Source organism: Leptospira broomii serovar Hurstbridge str. 5399 (assembly GCF_000243715.2).
GTDB lineage: Bacteria > Spirochaetota > Leptospiria > Leptospirales > Leptospiraceae > Leptospira_B > Leptospira_B broomii.
The window spans coordinates 604,420-619,641 of record NZ_AHMO02000008.1 but is presented as its reverse complement, the minus strand read 5'-3'; the positions used below and the strand labels follow the sequence as shown (position 1 = coordinate 619,641).

The window sequence follows — 15,222 nt, the reverse complement described above, 5'->3', positions numbered from 1 at the left end:
ATTTGGGTCAATAGAAAAATAGATTCGGAAAGTTTCCGTTTTCCCGATCTTTCTATTCTTTTGAAACTATTGCTTTCTCCTTTAGATTAGACGGAAGTTTTTTAATCGATTTATCAGCATCTTCTCGAGTGGAGAAATTTCCTATTCGCACGGTGAAATATCCGTTCTTCGTTTTTTTTACGTAACTTTTTCCACCCATCGATGATTTTAATTCGTCCGCTTTTTCATGTCCTTTAAAGGCGGCAATCTGAACATAAAATACGCCTTCGTTCCTGTGAGCCGATTTTCGAGAAGCGATTTCCGATTTCTTGGATTCCTTCTCGCGCTTTACGAGTTTTTTCTCTTTATGCGGTTCGGTTGGGGCATCAGCGGAAATTTTCGCGACTTCTTCCTTTTTCGTAGAAGAAACGTTAGTCCGTAGATCTACTATTTCCGATCCCGGTGGTAGGTTACGAAATTTTATCTCTTCTTCGCGAGGCCCGTTCTGAGAAGCGAGGGAATTTTTCGCAATATGCTGTGTTTGTTCTTGGGTCGGTTCGGACGAAGGCGCCGTCGTTGAATTGTTAAGCGAATTTAACGATAAGTCTTCCTGAACTTGACCTCTTTTTCTTCCTATTGAAACTCCTAGAAAGAAAAAAGAGAATAGAAGGCCGATTAAAAAAATGGACAGCAATGTGATCCGTTTATTATCTAAATTAATTACGTAGAATACTTTTTCCTTCATTTCATCCTGCCTTTTAGTTCCGAGAACAGCTTTGCACAATCCTTCTTTAGGTCTTCTAAATCCCCTAGGTTCCTAAGGACATAATCGGCTCTTTCCGATTTTTCCTGGAGGGAAAGCTGGCTTTTTGCGCGCGCTTCGGCTTCTTCCATGGAAATACCGTCCCGATCCATGGTCCGTTTTAAGGACGATTTCGGGTCCGAAACCACGCAAACGGTAGCGTCACATAGCGTATAAGAGTCTGTTTCGAATAAGAGAGGGACTTCCCACGCCACCAAGCGACTTCCCGCCTGATTTTTTAAGATTTCTCGAAATTCCTTTCGAATCAGAGGATGGACGAGCTTATTTAAGGCCGTAAGCTTCTCCGAATTACCGAATACCAGCTTTGCGATCTTCTTTCTGTCCGGTTTTTGAGACTCATCTAAAATTTCCGAACCTAAAACCTTTACAAGTTCGTCTTTGATCGGGCTATCAGGGTCGGTATACTTTCGGGCGATTTCATCCGCGCTAATCCGGAAGGCTCCCAGCTCTTCAAAGAACTTTGAGGCAGTCGACTTTCCTCCGCCGATCATTCCGGTTATTCCGACTAAGAACGCATCGTCGTCTCTACCTGGATGCTTCGACATAAACAAACCTATGCATAGGCCGGTTAGGAGTACAAGCAAAAAAGAAGCGGGAAATGATCGGTTCTTTCAAAAGAGGAATCTTGTGGAATATATTCCCGATTTGAGTTATATTGTTTTTGCCTTCCTCCTTAGTAGGAGTTTTCGGCTTTAAAAAAGAAGGTGGAATGTTTTTGCACGTAGAGTAAAAACAACGAATCAGCTTAGAGGAAATTATGAAATATTTGGAAACATCTCAAATCATTCCATCCAAGGGTATGTCGTACACGATGTACGAAATAGAAGGCGATGATCAAATCTTGCGGATGTTGACCTATATTCCGGACACGGACGAAGTTCATGTTTACCCAAAGCCGCCGGTAAAGAAACTCTATAAGCCGGAATTATGTAAGGCAGTTCAGGATGTCGTATTTTCTGAATTATGGAAATTGGGGGAAGAGAGAAAGAAGGATAAGTAGAGGGTTTTGGCTCCGGGCAGAATCGAACTGCCGACACAAGGATTTTCAGTCCTCTGCTCTACCGACTGAGCTACAGAGCCGAACCCACTGCCAAGGTAAGAAATCGAGGCTAGCTGTCAATGGAAAATCATCCTTTTGGGCCACAGCCGCTCTTTGAGTCGGCGAGTTCTATCGCCGAGAGAGAGGCAATGGTGAAAAATCAAATCATCGCGAGAGGAATCTCCGACTCCTCCGTTATCAGCGCGATGAGGAATGTGCCAAGGCATCTTTTTCTACCCTCCGAATCTAGGCATCTCGCATATCTGGATAAAGCGATTTCAATCGGATTCGGACAGACGATTTCACAGCCGTACATCGTTGCCTATATTTTGGAAAAGCTCTCTCTATTTCCGAAAGCGAAAGTTTTGGAAGTAGGAACCGGATCCGGTTATCTGACCGCACTTTTAATCGAAATGAAAGCCGAAGTCGTTTCGGTGGAAATCGTTCCCGAATTGTATCAGAGGGCGACGGAAATTCTAGAGATTTGGTCTCCTGGTTGCACAAAGGTGCATCAGATCCGAATCGGAGACGCATACGAATTCGCGATGCGGAAAGATACTTTTAATCGCTTTGTTTCTTCGGCCTGCCTGCCAAAAATCCCGGAAACCATTCATCCTTTCTTTCTTTGCTTACGCGAAGGCGGACTCGCGGTCTTTCCGATTTTTGGGACGGGGAACATTCAGCATCTAGTCACTTTATTGAAACGTAATGATCAGTGGGAAGAAAAGGGTCGAATCGAAGTAAAATTCGTACCGTTAACCGGAAGAGGCGGCTTTGCCGATAAATAAAAAAGGCCCCGAATGGAGCCTTTTAAGAACGGGTTAAGCTTGAAGATTAGATTTCGAGCTTGTATCCGAAACGGTATTGAGTTCCACCCAAAACAATCGGATAAGCAGGAGTTGGGGATAAGCTGATAATACCACCCAAGGAATGAGTATGGCCCACTCCGTATTGGAAGGAGTAGAGAGTCTCCGCTTCCATAAAGAAGTGGCCTTTGTCGGTAAGTCTCGCTTGCGCTCCGATCAACCAGTTTGGAGCGAATCCGGCCACGCTAAAACGAGTATTTTCCCAGTTCGCTTGAGGGTTTGTTCCATCGGCGACTAGATTCGTAATCGTGTTTCCTGCTCCAAGAGTTGAAACCAAGTATTGGTGTACGTCTTCAGCGTGGTTACTACCAGCTAAACTCCATCCACCTTTGAAGTAGTGAATACCGGCTCCGATGTAAATCGCCGCATCTTCCGACACGGAAAGTTTGATACCGACGTTTACGGGAATTTGAATGGCGTTATAATCCCAATGAGTATTATAGTATTCGTATCCAGCAAACTTTGCAGTGGTATCTCCACCCATGATTTTTCTGGTATAGTTACCTGAAATTCTCCAGAAGAATGCTTTTCCAAAGTCCTTTTCATATCCGATGGATATCACTCCACCGGTCATGGCTCCGGCGGTTTTCGCGCTGATCAATCCGTTTGTTGTGTGTTGAAGAGTGATCAGACGATTTTCCGGAATGATCGCGCGACGTGGCGAAACACCCGCGTTAGCATTAGCAGATGACGGAGCGACGTCAAAGTTATTGGATGCATCCAGACCATCTTTAGTGATTGTGCCGCCGAGTTGCCCGAGGTCGAATTGAGTACCAAGGCTCCCGAAGACGTATGATTTTGCGCTTATGCTCGCTGCCGAAAAAAGAACGGCGAAGACAAGCACAACTTTGCTTATGTTACGAACCATTTATATAGCTCCTTTAAACTTTTCGTATCGTGAAGTGTCGTAAAGCCAGGACATTTTATGTCTATTGCCTGTCCCAGGCATAGGACAGGACTCTAAGGAGCTTCCGTTCGCTGTCAAACAGATAATCGAAGCTAAATAAAAAAGTCCTGTTTTCTATTTCTTTATTTCGAACATGAGTTAGGTAATCTTGATGACGTTAATTTTTCCGCAATGCAACACGTAAAATTTTTAAAATGGATCGTTTAACTTTCGTTTTCGCTCTATGATTTTGGATATAGCGAATGCTCGTTCAGCATGAACGAGTTTGTATCATGAATGTATCTATTCTATAGAAGAATGTAGAACGCGCTGTGAATGATCGAATTCTTAAAACATAGATATCGAGTAGCTTCTCTTTCTGCTGAATGGCCATTCCATTCTTAAAATTGCTTGGCCGTAGCGATATATGCTATGGAAAAGTCCTTGCAAGCTGATGAAAATATTAGCTAATGGAAGAGAACCGTTGGGGGTGGGACGCCATTTGGCGACTCTGAGAGAGTCCCCGGAACCTGATCAGGATAATGCCTGCGAAGGAAAACGGATGAGCAGAAGGATTTGCTCTCAAATATATTATTTTTTTCTGTTTGATCTCGATTCTTCGGAAAGTTTAAACAGAGGGTTTCCTTCTTTCACATTTTTTGTTTTCCTATCTAGGTTTTATTCCTCCCTTCGGTTGGAGAGGCATATGGACCCAATTCAAAGCGATTTCGCATCGAAATACCAAATTCCCAATAAAGAGATCCGTCTTACGGATGGAACTAAATATCATGCTTATACTACCGAAGGTCCTTGGGGAAAAGGGGAGATCCCACGCGATTTTAAAATCGGAATTCCAAAATTACGCGAGCCCTGGATCCGAAATAGGAGCGAGGACTCGAATCATTCTCAGATGTATTATGCCAGACGGGGTATACTAACCGAAGAGATGAGATACGTAGCTCTGCGAGAAGGTATGGAACCCGAATTCGTGCGCTCCGAAATCGCCCGAGGTCGTGCGATTATTCCATCCAATAAAAAACACTTGGAACTGGAGCCGATGATTATCGGTAAGAATTTTCTGGTAAAGATAAATGCAAATATAGGAAATTCCGCGCTTTCCTCTTCCATCGAAGACGAGGTCGAAAAACTGAGATGGGCTGTTAGGTGGGGAGCCGATACGGTTATGGATCTTTCCACCGGAAAGAACATCCACGAAACTCGCGAATGGGTGATTCGTAACTCGCCGGTTCCGATCGGAACGGTTCCAATATATCAGGCTCTCGAAAAAGTGAAAGGCAAGGCGGAGAATCTAAACCTAAACGTCTTTTTGGAGACATTGGAAGAACAGGCCGAACAAGGAGTGGATTATTTCACGATTCACTCTGGCGTTTTGTTAAGATATATTCCGCTAACAGCCAAACGTACCACGGGCATCGTTTCGAGAGGCGGTTCGATCATCGCGAAATGGTGCTTGGCTCATCATAAAGAAAATTTTCTTTATGAACGGTTCGACGAAATTTGCAAAGTTATGAAAAAATACGGAGTTTCTTTTTCTCTGGGAGACGGACTTCGACCCGGAAGTATCGCGGATGCGAATGACGAGGCTCAGTTCGGAGAATTAAGGACGTTAGGCGAACTAACTCAGAAAGCTTGGGAAGAGGATATTCAAGTCATGATCGAAGGACCGGGTCACGTTCCGATGCATCTCATCAAAGAGAACGTCGATCTTCAGATGGAAATTTGTAAGGAAGCCCCTTTCTATACTCTCGGCCCGCTGGTTACCGATATAGCGCCCGGTTACGATCATATCACTTCGGCGATCGGTGCCGCGATTATCGGCTGGCATGGAACGGCGATGCTTTGTTACGTAACTCCGAAGGAACACTTAGGGCTTCCGGATAAAGAGGACGTCAAGCAAGGAGTGATCGCTTATAAGATCGCGGCGCACGCAGCCGATCTTGCCAAAGGACATCCCGGCGCCAAACAAAGGGATGATTTATTGAGCAAAGCTCGCTTTGAATTTCGTTGGGAAGATCAATTTGCTCTTTCCTTGGATCCGGAAACGGCACAATCATTTCACGATGAAACTTTACCGCAGGATAGGATGAAGACCGCGCATTTTTGTTCTATGTGCGGTCCTCATTTTTGCTCTATGAATCTGACTCAGGAACTTCGAAAATACGCCGAAGAAAAAGGAATATCGGAATTAGATGCGGTAAGCGAGGGAATGAAGGAAAAGTCGGAAGAATTTTTAGAGAAGGGAGCGAGCGTTTATATTGCACCTTGAAATCATTAGTAGGCGTTCCGAAAAAGAACGCCTACTAATACCAAGATAATATCCAAGGAATAAAACCGATTATATAGATTCCTTCTCCTATCATTCTATATCGTTGGGAACCTGAAAAGAAATCGGAGTAACGTAAGATAATTCCCGGAACGGCACAAAGCAACCCGGCGAAGATACATGCGGAAACCGACTCGGCTGGTTCGAATTTGCGTGTCCAACCCGCGAGTAAAAGTCCGGCAACGGCTCCTAGTAAGGAAAATCGAAGCACCCAGTCTCTCGCCGATTCGGGTGAAAACGTTCCGAGCAAATAGACGAGTCCTTCTTTTTCGTCCAAGTCCATTTCCATCAACGAATTCATAATTAAGTTCAAGACGGTTCCCAAAAAGAAAAGTATCAGTAAGACTCCCGTTATCCAAGATCGGAAACCTACTACTAACAAGGGACCGAACCAAACTCCCAATGTGTAAATTGTCGCGACGGAAAATTCTTTTCCGAACCTGATTTTTCCCCAGGAGGCTAACGACAAATGAACGATTGCGAGAACGGAAAGGATCAGTCCTCCGAGGAATACGATTTCCCTTACGAAGAGAAGAGCGAGCGCCGCGCAAAGAATCGCGCCTCCGAACGCCAGTACTATTAGAATTTTAGAATATTCGAAATGAAACCTGTGCCTAGGGTTGACGGAAGATTCGCCCACTTTTCTTCCGTCCAATAAGTGGTCTGCCGTGTAAACCACCCAGACGCTAAGCGGGAGAAGAATCCACCATGCCCATTTCATCTTAGCGCCTGTAACCGTGACTGCGTAAGCCCCGGACCCGACTACCCCTAAGCAAATATCCAAACTGAGAACGTGGATATAAAACCAAAGACCTCGATAATTTTCAATTCGCATGGGGTTCGCCTTTTCAGGTCATCAACGATAAATTTAGCGTAAAATCGTCTAAACTTTTTTTTGCGTGGATATCGGAAATTCGATTCCGTCCGATTTGAACTTTTCATGCAAGGATTTTATAAATTCCGATTTCAGTAAATATTGATCGGTTATTTCCTTTAATTGAAACGTGACCGTTAAATCTATGCTAGACGGTCCGAATACCTGGAAACGGACGTGAGGTTCGATGTCTGTCGCTTTTCCATAAACGGATTGGAGAGTCAGCTTGGCGACTTCTTTGCAAATACTTTCCACTCTTTGAAGATCGTTTTGATAGGAGACGGATAGGGCAACGCCGATCGATACCTTCGAAGATGGGAGTTCATAATTTATGTAAGTCGTTTGAGACATTTTTGAGTTCGGAATGACGACCGTACTCCCGTTCAGTTTTCGTAGAGAAGTGGTTCTCCAGTTGATATCTTCTATATATCCTTCTTGTCCGGTTTCTAAGGTGATGAAATCTCCGACTCGGACCTTTTTACTGAGTAAGACCTCCAGTCCGGCGAAAAGATTCGAGAGAGTCTCTTGTAATCCTAACGCTACAGCTAATCCTCCAACACCTAATGCGGTTAAGGCGGGAGCGACGGAAATTCCCAGCGTTTGTAAAATCACCAATCCGCCGATCAACAATATGCAGATACGCAAAATATTGTTCAAAATCGAAGCCGAGGAAAGGATGCCTTCGTTCTTCGATGAGAATAATTCAAAAAAGCCCGTTGCGACGTTAGCAAGAGAAAGCGTAAAAAATAAGATTGTGAGGACCTTTAGGTATAAGAAGTAAGAAATCCTTGTCTCTGGATGCAAGGAAGACGCATGAATCGCGGCATACAATCCTAATATTAAGAAAAAATAACGTACGAAGGATAATAAAGCAAGATAGAGAGGATGCCGCTTGTCCAATTTATCTTTCGTAAGATTCGCCGCGAGCTTTGGAACTATAAAGCCGCCAAAAATATAACCGAGCAAAATCCCAAGGGCAGCGAAGGCCGGGCCGATGACCCAATGGAATCGAAGAATCGTTGGCCAATCAATTTCGTGCATTGGCATACTGTAAGAATCTATTCGATTCCGAAAAGGGTTTTCTCTTAGCGGAAAAGTCACCAAGTATTGATTATGTGGCATTGCCGCGGCATTTTTAGCGAGGATTCTTGACGCTAAATCGAACTCCCGTTTTTTGAAAAAGGATTTTCGAATGACAAACGAAGTAGTTTTGAGAAACTCCGAACCCCATGGATGGGGAGGCATACGAATAAATGCTCGAATATGCGTTGGATTCCGGGCTTTCGCTCTATGTCCAAAGGTTTACTCCCGAATCGGAAGAAGAGCAGCCCTGGTTGGAGGAAGTTCACACTCGAGGGATTAGAGAAGTAATCCTTTGGGGTAGTCCGACCGAGGCCGGCGCCTGGAAAAGGAACCCGGGTTTTATAAAGTTAATCAAGAGTCTGAAATCCGAGCAGATTTCTATTACGACTCTTGACGGTTCCAAGTTTAATTTGTCCGACAAATCGGTGGAAAAACTGATCTCGTTTCTGCAAGCGAGAGGAAAGAAATCTCCCGTTTTATTTTGGTATTCCTTGGACGAGGCGGATCGGGTATTAAGCGTATTCAAGGATCGCTTTCCATTAACGGAGAAAATTGTTTCGACGCCGTTCTCTCCTATTAAGAAGCCGGCGCCGGTTCAGGAAGTCCGTTCCGAATTCGCCAACTACGGAAAGTCCGGAAAGGATTCCGCAGAGAGGGAGGCTTTTCGTCCTTCCCAAGTCACCATACGAGTAAAGCTACTATCCATAGTATCCGCAATCGTCGTCCTTAGCATGGGATTTATGATCGCGCTAGCGACGACGTTATTTAGAAATTATACGGTATCGTTAATTCAAGAATATAACCTGAGTCTTGCCCGATTGACCGGTTTGCAGGTCGGTTTAAGGGTTCGAGATCTAGCCGACAAGGCCGATGAATTCTATGAAAAATCCCCGGGACAAGTCGTCCCGGGCACGAACTCTAAGAAAGGATTTCTCCCGAAGGATTTAGAAGCTTATTTTGCCAGTCAACCTAGAATCCTGGCCTGGGGGAAAGCAAAGGATGGAGAAGCGAACTTATTTTTCAATCCCCGTTTTCTTAAGGAGTTGAGAACGGAGGAAGAACCTATCCGTGCAAAATGGAATTCAATACCTATGACGGAGAGGACTAAACTTCTTTCTTCCGATTCGGATAAATTACATGTATCGAATATAAGCTCCAAATTCGGATTCCCGTTAGTGTTGTTCTCCGAAAGAAAGAAAGGCGGCAGCGAAGCTAGTTTCTTTTTATTGGCGCCCACCGATTTATGGGAATCGGCGCGTTCGGCGCTACAAACCGAATTATTCGAAATATGGATCGTCGATTCTCAAGGAAAATTGGTCGCTCATACAAATGAAGCGGAGGCTCTTTCCGAAAAAGATTATTCAAAGAATCCCCTAGTTCAATTTCTGCTTCGCAATCCTACGGATAACGGCTCAAGGACGACCGATTACGAAGGAAAGGAAACACTCGGATCATTCCAGCAACTCGAAGACGGAAATCTCGCGGTGATTTCCTCCATCGAGGCTGAAAAAGCCTTCGAAGCCGTATATAAAATTCGAAGGCAGAATCTTTATATTCTACTTTGTGTCCTATCGATAGCTTTCTTAGTCGTGTTTCTTTTTTCTCGAACGCTTACCGTGCCTATTATCAATCTGTTAAGCGCAACCAGACAGATCGAAAGAGGAAATTATCACGTAGCGATTCGTCCGGTAACTAGAGACGAGGTAGGGGTCCTTACGAATTCATTTTTAAAGATGGCTCAAGGTTTGGAGGAAAGGGAAAAAATCAAAGATACCTTCGGCAAATTCGTAAATAAGGAAATAGCGGAACGTGCTCTTTCCGGCGAGGTCTCTTTGGGAGGAGAAACGAAAGAAGTCGCGGTATTTTTTTCGGACCTACGGAATTTCACCGGTATGTCGGAAAGATTAAAGCCGAGCGAAGTCGTCGAATTTTTGAACGCATACTTCACCGAAATGGTGGAATGCATATATCTAACGCAAGGGATCGTGGATAAGTTCATCGGAGACGCTATTATGGCTCATTGGGGCGCATTGTATTCGGACGGAAACGATACTAGAAATGCCGTCAATGCAGGGCTTTTAATGAGAAACGCTTTGATCGAATTCAATCGAATCGGAAGTCAGATCGGTCGGCCGAAGGCAAGATTCGGATGCGGAATTAATACGGGGTCCGTTGTGGTAGGTCAAATCGGTTCGGAAAAGAAATTCGAATTCACCGTCATCGGAGACGCCGTAAATTTGGCCTCGCGAATCGAATATCTTACGAAGGATTTTGGAACCGACATTTTAATATCGAGCTCTTCATTCGAAAAAGTAAAAGATTATTATTTATTCGAAGCTCTTCCTCCGGTTTGGATTCGCGGTAAGGAAGAACCGCAATATTTATATGCGGTTTTGGGTTGGAAGGAAGACCCCGAATGCCCTAAAAGTTTGGAAGAGGTCAGAAGAATCTGCGAAATTCCCGAACCTGCCGGTCCGTCCCAGGCATTGGCACATTAGAAAATCATGAATTTCAAACCTTATATTCGAGAGATACAAGTAGGGTTGCTTTGCATCCTAGTTTTCTTGATGTCTTTATACTTGCTTTATTTCGAATCTAAATCCAGAGGGGATTCCGGAAAGGAAGCTTTAGGAACCGTTTCCTTTAGATACAAGACTGCCCAAAGGAAATTTCCGGATCGGATGCTTTGGGAGGATGTGGAACAAGGTATGTCCGTATTCAATAAGGATTCGGTAAGAACGGATGAAGCGTCGGAAGCGGTCGTGCATTTAAACTCCGGAACCCAAATCGAGTTGGATCCGCAGTCGATGGTCGTTCTGCAATTAAAAGAGAATCGGGAAATCCTACAGTTAGGGGAAGGGAGTCTTTTGGTCGAAGGTAAAAAGGTTCTTTCGGTGATAGCCGGAAAAGTCGGTCTGGATGCTAAGTCCGATTCCTCATTTCAGATAACAAATTCGCCGGACGGTCTTTCCGTAAACGTACGAAAAGGAGAAGTGATCTGGAAAGAAGATGGAACCTCTAAGATGACATTGGGAGAAGGGGAGACGGCTCTGAATGCGATCAAGTCCGAAAAAAAATGGAATTTAATCTTTCCCGAAGAATCGCAGAGATTTTTCCCGCAAGAGCCGGAGCAACTTGTGGAATTTCGCTGGGACGGCGGGGATGATTCGGTTTTGGAGGTTGCCTCGAAAAGAGATTTCGGCAAAATCATCGAAACGAGAACCGTCAAAGAAAAGGGACTTCGGCAGAAGTTCAAAGAAGGAATCTACTTTTGGAGAGTACGATCTCAAAATGGAAAGAGAATATCGGAGGTTCGTAAATTTCGAGTGCTTCCTAATCCGGTACCTGATTTGTTCTATCCCAAAAAAGAAGGTATCCAAGAAGAACGAACCGTTTCATTTGCTTGGGCGAGACAGAAGATCGCGAGCGGTTATCGACTTCAGATTTCGAGCGATCCTTCTTTTTCAAACGTAAGGGAATCGCAAGTGTTTCGAACGAACTTTTCAATGACCTTGGATCCCGGTACTTACTATTGGCGAGTAGTATCTTATACGAATCTGCCCGGGACGGATGCGATATCCGAAACACGTAAGTTCGCCATCGTTATCCCCGAATCTCCTATTGCTAAAGCCCCCCAAACTCCGCTAAAAGAACCGACTCAAACGACGAATAGCGACGTGTTGTCGCTGGAGTTCCCGAGAAGCGGATCGTTAGTCGATATGACCGGGAAGGAAAGTTTGGTCTTTCGATGGAAGTTTAAACCCGGCACTAAAGAATCCGATTGGAAGTTCCGCCTCTACGTACGAAAACCCGGAAAAGACGAACTAGTGTACGAAAGAAAGATGAAAGGAGATCGCTTTTCTTTTAGAGATTTGGAAAAATTAGATGTAGGCGTCTTTTTGTGGACTATCGAATCGGAAGAAAATCCCTCGATTAAATCCGAGGCTGAGTTTAGAATACAATTAAGAGAAGACTTAGAAGCTCCCGAAACTAAATCTAGCGGGGCGCGGCCTTGAAAAAAGATTCATGCAAAGAATATTTAAAAGAAGAAAGAATAAGGAAAGCTTGAAAGTATTTTACTTTATCATAATATTTTTTTCTTCCTTTTCCGTCGTTCTTTCCGAAGGCAGAAGTTTCATTTACTATATCGAATGGAAGGAAGTGAAAGGTAGCAGAGGATACCTAGTGGAAGTCCGGAACGCAGCTCCTCCGCAAAGTTTAATCGTGGAAAAGAAAGTTCAAGAAAATGAAATCGAATTCAAACTAGAATCGGGAACTTACGAGTATCGGATCGCCGCTTTGAATCGTTTTGGAAAGCCTTCTTCTTTTACTCCTTGGACTAGCTTTAAAGTGGAACAAGATAGGCCTAAGGAAGTGGCCTTAGCGGAAAAGGAGGGTCTTTCGAAACCCAAGAGTTCTAGAGTATTCGTGCCTGGATGGGGCTTTTATAAAAACGGAGAAAAATTAAAGGCTATCGGTGTATGGAGCGGATTGGCCGCGGTCGCATTTTTAGGAAATGCGGAGCGAGAAGCCGGAAATCGACTGGCTAGCGATCCTAAGAACGATCCTAAAGTGATCGGTCTTTTGGGAATGCAGCTTTCTCCTCTTTCGACTTTGTATCTATGGGACGCTCGTTCGAAAGACAAATCGGAATACGAATTGCATCAACGTAATCAAGTCGCTTTGGGAGGAATCGCAATCTTAGGAATCGTCGCTTCGCTTTGGTGGGAAAATCGGCTGCCCGCGAATCAGACTCTAGATCTTAAAATTCGTCCCGATATACCTTCGGCAATAAATTCGTCCTTTAGAGAAGGATTTGCAAGTCGTTGGGAAATGAGTTATACTTGGAAGTTCTAAGGAGGGAGTCATGCGTTGGAACAAATGCATTATAAAATTTTTGTTCTTCATTTCTACGCTTAGCGTGGGCTCTCAATTAGTATTTTGTTCCAAACCCTTTCCGGAAGGAGATGAGTATTTATTGTTAAGCGTATTGAAGTCCGGTTTGGGAGCCAATTCGCCGACTTCGTTTAAATATATTTTTGTGACTTCGGGGACGAATACAGGAAACTTGGGCGGGGTGAGCGGGGCCGATACGATTTGCTCCGCTGCGAAGGCAACCGACGGTGCAAGCTTACCGGGAACTAACACGGAGTACCAAGCTCTTATAGTCGGTACGGGAAGGACGGCAGGCGGAGCCGGTTGGCCCTTGCATGCCTCAACCGCCTATTATAAGAATTATTCCAATCCTACGTTAGTATTTTCCACAACCGCCGGGGCTCTTCCTAGTTTGCCTTTGAATCAAGCGATTCCGGGTTCTGCCATTCATATTTGGACCGGAATATCCGGCACCTGGACGACGGGCACTACCTGTTTAAATTGGGCGGATAATACCGTCGGAAATACTGGTGAATACGGAGTTTCCGGAGCCACCGATATGACTTCGTTTAATAATTTGTTAGCCGATACCTGCGATACTTTGAATCATTTACTCTGCGTGCGCCTTTAACTTTCCACGATTCCGGCTCGAATCGCATAAACGACCAAATCTGCGACCTTATGCAGATCCAACTTCTTCATAATATTCGCCCTATGAACTTTGACAGTAGCAGGCGAGATGTGCAGCAGTTTACCGATTTTTTCGTTGGAATTCCCTTCCGATATCAATTTTAGAATTTGGCGCTCCCGATCGGATAGGACCGAAAATACGGAAGGTCCTTCTTCGGACTGCTCTCCCGTTTTTTTCTTATTAAGTCCTGAAATGACCCTAGTTGCTATGCGAGGACTAAGATAGGTTTCTTTACGGCGCACGGCGTCGATTGCTCTTAACAAATCTTCTCCGGCGTCATCTTTCAATACGTATCCGTTAATTCCTAAATCGACCAATTTTTGAATATACTCTTCGTTATCGTGTCTAGAGAGTATGATGACTTGAATCTTAGGATAATAACGTTTGATCCCTTTTACTAAATCTATGCCGCTTACGCCTGGCATAGAGATGTCGGTTATGACGATATCCGGTTCTAGTTTTCCAATCTCGTCTAAGGCTTGTTCGGCGTTTCCGTTCTCGCCGATGATTTGTAGATCGGCCTGTCCGGAAATAATCAACCTGAGTCCCTCCCTTAGGATCGCGTGGTCGTCTACGAGATAGAGTTTACAAGTTGATGGTTGGGCGTTCATATCTTCTCCTTCGAACGTTGTTTCAGCGGAATTCGTAGCACATAGGTAGTACCTTTTCCGAGCTCCGATTCTAAGAATAGAGTTCCGTTCATGTCCTCGACTCTACGCCGGATATTTTCCAGGCCAAATCCGGTCGGTTTAATTCTAGCTTCCTTTTCTCGAAATCCTTTTCCGTTATCTTTTGCGAAAACGATCAAGGTGCCTTTTTCGGATGCGATTCTAATCTCCACCCTATTTGCCTGCGCGTGCTTAAGAATATTCGCACAGATTTCCTGAAGAATTCTGAAGACTTGGTTTTGCACGACTTGGGGAATCTTTTCCGGAACCTTGAATTCAGTCTTTACCTTTATTTTTTGAAGCGGAAAGATTCCCGAAGCAAGCGCGTTAAGCGCGGACTCCAATCCCAGTTCCTTTAAAGAAGAAGGCTGTAAGTTCGTATAGATTTCCCTTAGCTCCTGACTCGCCCGATCGATCAGACCAAGACCGGACTTGAAAGAGTCCGCATGATCTACTGCGGACTTTTGATAGGCTTGAAAATGCAATTTCGCCGCTAGGATAAGCTGACCTACTCCGTCGTGGAGTTCCCGCGCGAGACGGGACCTTTCTTCTTCTTGAGATGCCAAAACCTTGGTATGTAAGTTTGCGATTTTCTTTTGCAGTTTTTTATTTTGGCTAATGTCCTTCAGGATCATCCCGGTGCTGTTTCCGAAAGGGAATGCGGTATAACCGTAAAATTTATTTCCTTTCTTAAACTCCTGGTTTTGCAATTTTATATGACGGGACTTATTCAGATTTTCCCTAAGGTTGGCTTCTTCTTTTGAATCTAATTTCAGAATAGAGAAAAGGCTGGCGCCGATCATACTAGATCGGGCACGGAATTCTTTTTGAAAAGAGGCGTTCGCAAAATGAATCGTGTTAAACTTATCCAGGGCGACGATAGGAGAGATTTCCTCGACGAGGGAAAGAAAGTATACTAAAGCCTTCTCCGTCGCCGGATCGATAGAAAGACGCTTTAGGTCCTTCGGTTTTAGGATTCCCGTTGCCACATAGATCACGTTAAAGCTACTCCGTTAACCGGGAAAGGAAAAAAATTCCCCCTCCCCCGGCCGAATGGGGGAAGGGTCGAAGGATGCTTAATACTCTTTCAGGAG

Annotated in this window: 14 protein-coding genes, 1 tRNA gene and 1 riboswitch; of the genes, 7 read left to right on the top strand and 8 right to left on the bottom strand. The window is 44.5% G+C overall.

Features of this window, described 5'->3' with window-relative positions; translation table 11 throughout:
* Positions 1 to 52 precede the first annotated feature (52 nt).
* Together LEP1GSC050_RS08240 and coaE are read right to left on the bottom strand one after the other, a co-directional pair.
* Positions 53 to 724: an SPOR domain-containing protein gene (locus LEP1GSC050_RS08240; RefSeq protein ID WP_010570763.1), complete on the bottom strand. Its 672-nt coding sequence runs from the start codon at positions 722 to 724 to the stop codon at positions 53 to 55.
* Positions 721 to 1,347 carry a dephospho-CoA kinase gene (gene coaE / locus LEP1GSC050_RS08235; protein ID WP_010570762.1) on the bottom strand — a complete coding sequence of 209 codons (627 nt, stop codon included), beginning with the start codon at positions 1,345 to 1,347 and terminating at the stop codon, positions 721 to 723. The genes LEP1GSC050_RS08240 and coaE overlap by 4 nt, the downstream gene beginning before the upstream one ends.
* Before the next feature lie 212 nt (positions 1,348 to 1,559).
* Here coaE and LEP1GSC050_RS08230 point away from each other — a divergent pair, with 212 nt between their 5' ends.
* Positions 1,560 to 1,802: a hypothetical protein gene (locus tag LEP1GSC050_RS08230; protein WP_010570761.1), complete on the top strand. Its 243-nt coding sequence runs from the start codon at positions 1,560 to 1,562 to the stop codon at positions 1,800 to 1,802.
* Between the two features lie 7 nt (positions 1,803 to 1,809).
* On the opposite strand, the gene LEP1GSC050_RS08225 is transcribed toward LEP1GSC050_RS08230, so the two are convergent.
* Positions 1,810 to 1,882: transfer RNA gene (locus LEP1GSC050_RS08225), tRNA-Phe, on the bottom strand.
* A gap of 39 nt (positions 1,883 to 1,921) precedes the next feature.
* Between LEP1GSC050_RS08225 and LEP1GSC050_RS08220 the strand changes: the two genes are divergently transcribed.
* The gene (locus LEP1GSC050_RS08220) at positions 1,922 to 2,629 is read left to right on the top strand and encodes a protein-L-isoaspartate O-methyltransferase family protein (RefSeq protein WP_010570760.1); all 708 of its coding nucleotides are present in this window, start codon (positions 1,922 to 1,924) and stop codon (positions 2,627 to 2,629) included.
* Between the two features lie 46 nt (positions 2,630 to 2,675).
* Here the strand turns inward: LEP1GSC050_RS08220 and LEP1GSC050_RS08215 are convergent, their stop codons facing one another.
* Entirely contained in the window at positions 2,676 to 3,575 is a 900-nt protein-coding gene (locus tag LEP1GSC050_RS08215) for a porin OmpL1 (protein WP_010570759.1), read from the bottom strand.
* A 494-nt stretch (positions 3,576 to 4,069) separates the two neighbouring features.
* Positions 4,070 to 4,167: riboswitch (TPP riboswitch) on the top strand.
* A gap of 132 nt (positions 4,168 to 4,299) precedes the next feature.
* Here LEP1GSC050_RS08215 and thiC point away from each other — a divergent pair.
* Positions 4,300 to 5,880 (top strand): phosphomethylpyrimidine synthase ThiC, encoded by a 1,581-nt coding sequence (thiC, locus tag LEP1GSC050_RS08210; protein WP_020987261.1) that lies wholly within the window; start codon positions 4,300 to 4,302, stop codon positions 5,878 to 5,880.
* A gap of 34 nt (positions 5,881 to 5,914) precedes the next feature.
* Here thiC and LEP1GSC050_RS08205 read toward each other — a convergent pair whose 3' ends face one another.
* Both LEP1GSC050_RS08205 and LEP1GSC050_RS08200 read right to left on the bottom strand, forming a co-directional pair.
* A complete protein-coding gene (locus tag LEP1GSC050_RS08205) occupies positions 5,915 to 6,772 on the bottom strand; it encodes an LA_0991 family prenyltransferase-like protein (RefSeq protein ID WP_010570757.1) in 858 nt (285 codons plus the stop codon).
* Between the two features lie 48 nt (positions 6,773 to 6,820).
* Complete coding sequence (locus LEP1GSC050_RS08200) at positions 6,821 to 7,852, bottom strand: mechanosensitive ion channel family protein (protein ID WP_020987370.1); 1,032 nt, start codon at positions 7,850 to 7,852, stop codon at positions 6,821 to 6,823.
* Positions 7,853 to 8,064: 212 nt separating this feature from the next.
* On the opposite strand from LEP1GSC050_RS08200, the gene LEP1GSC050_RS08195 reads away from it, so the two are divergent.
* Genes LEP1GSC050_RS08195 through LEP1GSC050_RS08180 form a run of 4 tightly spaced genes read left to right on the top strand, consistent with a single transcriptional unit; the run spans position 8,065 to position 13,400 of the window.
* Positions 8,065 to 10,392, top strand: a complete 2,328-nt coding sequence (locus tag LEP1GSC050_RS08195) for an adenylate/guanylate cyclase domain-containing protein (RefSeq protein ID WP_010570755.1) — start codon at positions 8,065 to 8,067, stop codon at positions 10,390 to 10,392.
* Between the two features lie 6 nt (positions 10,393 to 10,398).
* Entirely contained in the window at positions 10,399 to 11,910 is a 1,512-nt protein-coding gene (locus LEP1GSC050_RS08190; RefSeq protein ID WP_010570754.1) for a FecR domain-containing protein, read from the top strand.
* Between the two features lie 10 nt (positions 11,911 to 11,920).
* Complete coding sequence (locus LEP1GSC050_RS08185; RefSeq protein ID WP_010570753.1) at positions 11,921 to 12,751, top strand: fibronectin type III domain-containing protein; 831 nt, start codon at positions 11,921 to 11,923, stop codon at positions 12,749 to 12,751.
* A 10-nt stretch (positions 12,752 to 12,761) separates the two neighbouring features.
* On the top strand, positions 12,762 to 13,400 hold the full coding sequence (locus LEP1GSC050_RS08180) for a DUF1554 domain-containing protein (protein WP_010570752.1): 639 nt from the start codon (positions 12,762 to 12,764) through the stop codon (positions 13,398 to 13,400).
* On the opposite strand, the gene LEP1GSC050_RS08175 is transcribed toward LEP1GSC050_RS08180, so the two are convergent.
* Both LEP1GSC050_RS08175 and LEP1GSC050_RS08170 read right to left on the bottom strand, forming a co-directional pair.
* Positions 13,397 to 14,071: a response regulator gene (locus tag LEP1GSC050_RS08175; protein ID WP_010414356.1), complete on the bottom strand. Its 675-nt coding sequence runs from the start codon at positions 14,069 to 14,071 to the stop codon at positions 13,397 to 13,399. The genes LEP1GSC050_RS08180 and LEP1GSC050_RS08175 overlap by 4 nt on opposite strands.
* Positions 14,068 to 15,117, bottom strand: a complete 1,050-nt coding sequence (locus LEP1GSC050_RS08170; protein ID WP_010570751.1) for a sensor histidine kinase — start codon at positions 15,115 to 15,117, stop codon at positions 14,068 to 14,070. Before LEP1GSC050_RS08170 ends, LEP1GSC050_RS08175 begins: the two co-directional genes overlap by 4 nt.
* Between the last annotated feature and the right edge of the window lie 105 nt (positions 15,118 to 15,222).

Excerpts from the sequence above, each read along its gene's own strand:
- LEP1GSC050_RS08240 (WP_010570763.1), bottom strand. The coding sequence starts at position 724 with ATGAAGGAAAAAGTATTCTACGTAATTAATTTAGATAATAAACGGATC.
- coaE (WP_010570762.1), bottom strand. The coding sequence starts at position 1,347 with ATGTCGAAGCATCCAGGTAGAGACGACGATGCGTTCTTAGTCGGAATA.
- LEP1GSC050_RS08230 (WP_010570761.1), top strand. The coding sequence starts at position 1,560 with ATGAAATATTTGGAAACATCTCAAATCATTCCATCCAAGGGTATGTCG.
- LEP1GSC050_RS08220 (WP_010570760.1), top strand. The coding sequence starts at position 1,922 with ATGGAAAATCATCCTTTTGGGCCACAGCCGCTCTTTGAGTCGGCGAGT.
- LEP1GSC050_RS08215 (WP_010570759.1), bottom strand. The coding sequence starts at position 3,575 with ATGGTTCGTAACATAAGCAAAGTTGTGCTTGTCTTCGCCGTTCTTTTT.
- thiC (WP_020987261.1), top strand. The coding sequence starts at position 4,300 with ATGGACCCAATTCAAAGCGATTTCGCATCGAAATACCAAATTCCCAAT.
- LEP1GSC050_RS08205 (WP_010570757.1), bottom strand. The coding sequence starts at position 6,772 with ATGCGAATTGAAAATTATCGAGGTCTTTGGTTTTATATCCACGTTCTC.
- LEP1GSC050_RS08200 (WP_020987370.1), bottom strand. The coding sequence starts at position 7,852 with ATGCACGAAATTGATTGGCCAACGATTCTTCGATTCCATTGGGTCATC.
- LEP1GSC050_RS08195 (WP_010570755.1), top strand. The coding sequence starts at position 8,065 with ATGCTCGAATATGCGTTGGATTCCGGGCTTTCGCTCTATGTCCAAAGG.
- LEP1GSC050_RS08190 (WP_010570754.1), top strand. The coding sequence starts at position 10,399 with ATGAATTTCAAACCTTATATTCGAGAGATACAAGTAGGGTTGCTTTGC.
- LEP1GSC050_RS08185 (WP_010570753.1), top strand. The coding sequence starts at position 11,921 with ATGCAAAGAATATTTAAAAGAAGAAAGAATAAGGAAAGCTTGAAAGTA.
- LEP1GSC050_RS08180 (WP_010570752.1), top strand. The coding sequence starts at position 12,762 with ATGCGTTGGAACAAATGCATTATAAAATTTTTGTTCTTCATTTCTACG.
- LEP1GSC050_RS08175 (WP_010414356.1), bottom strand. The coding sequence starts at position 14,071 with ATGAACGCCCAACCATCAACTTGTAAACTCTATCTCGTAGACGACCAC.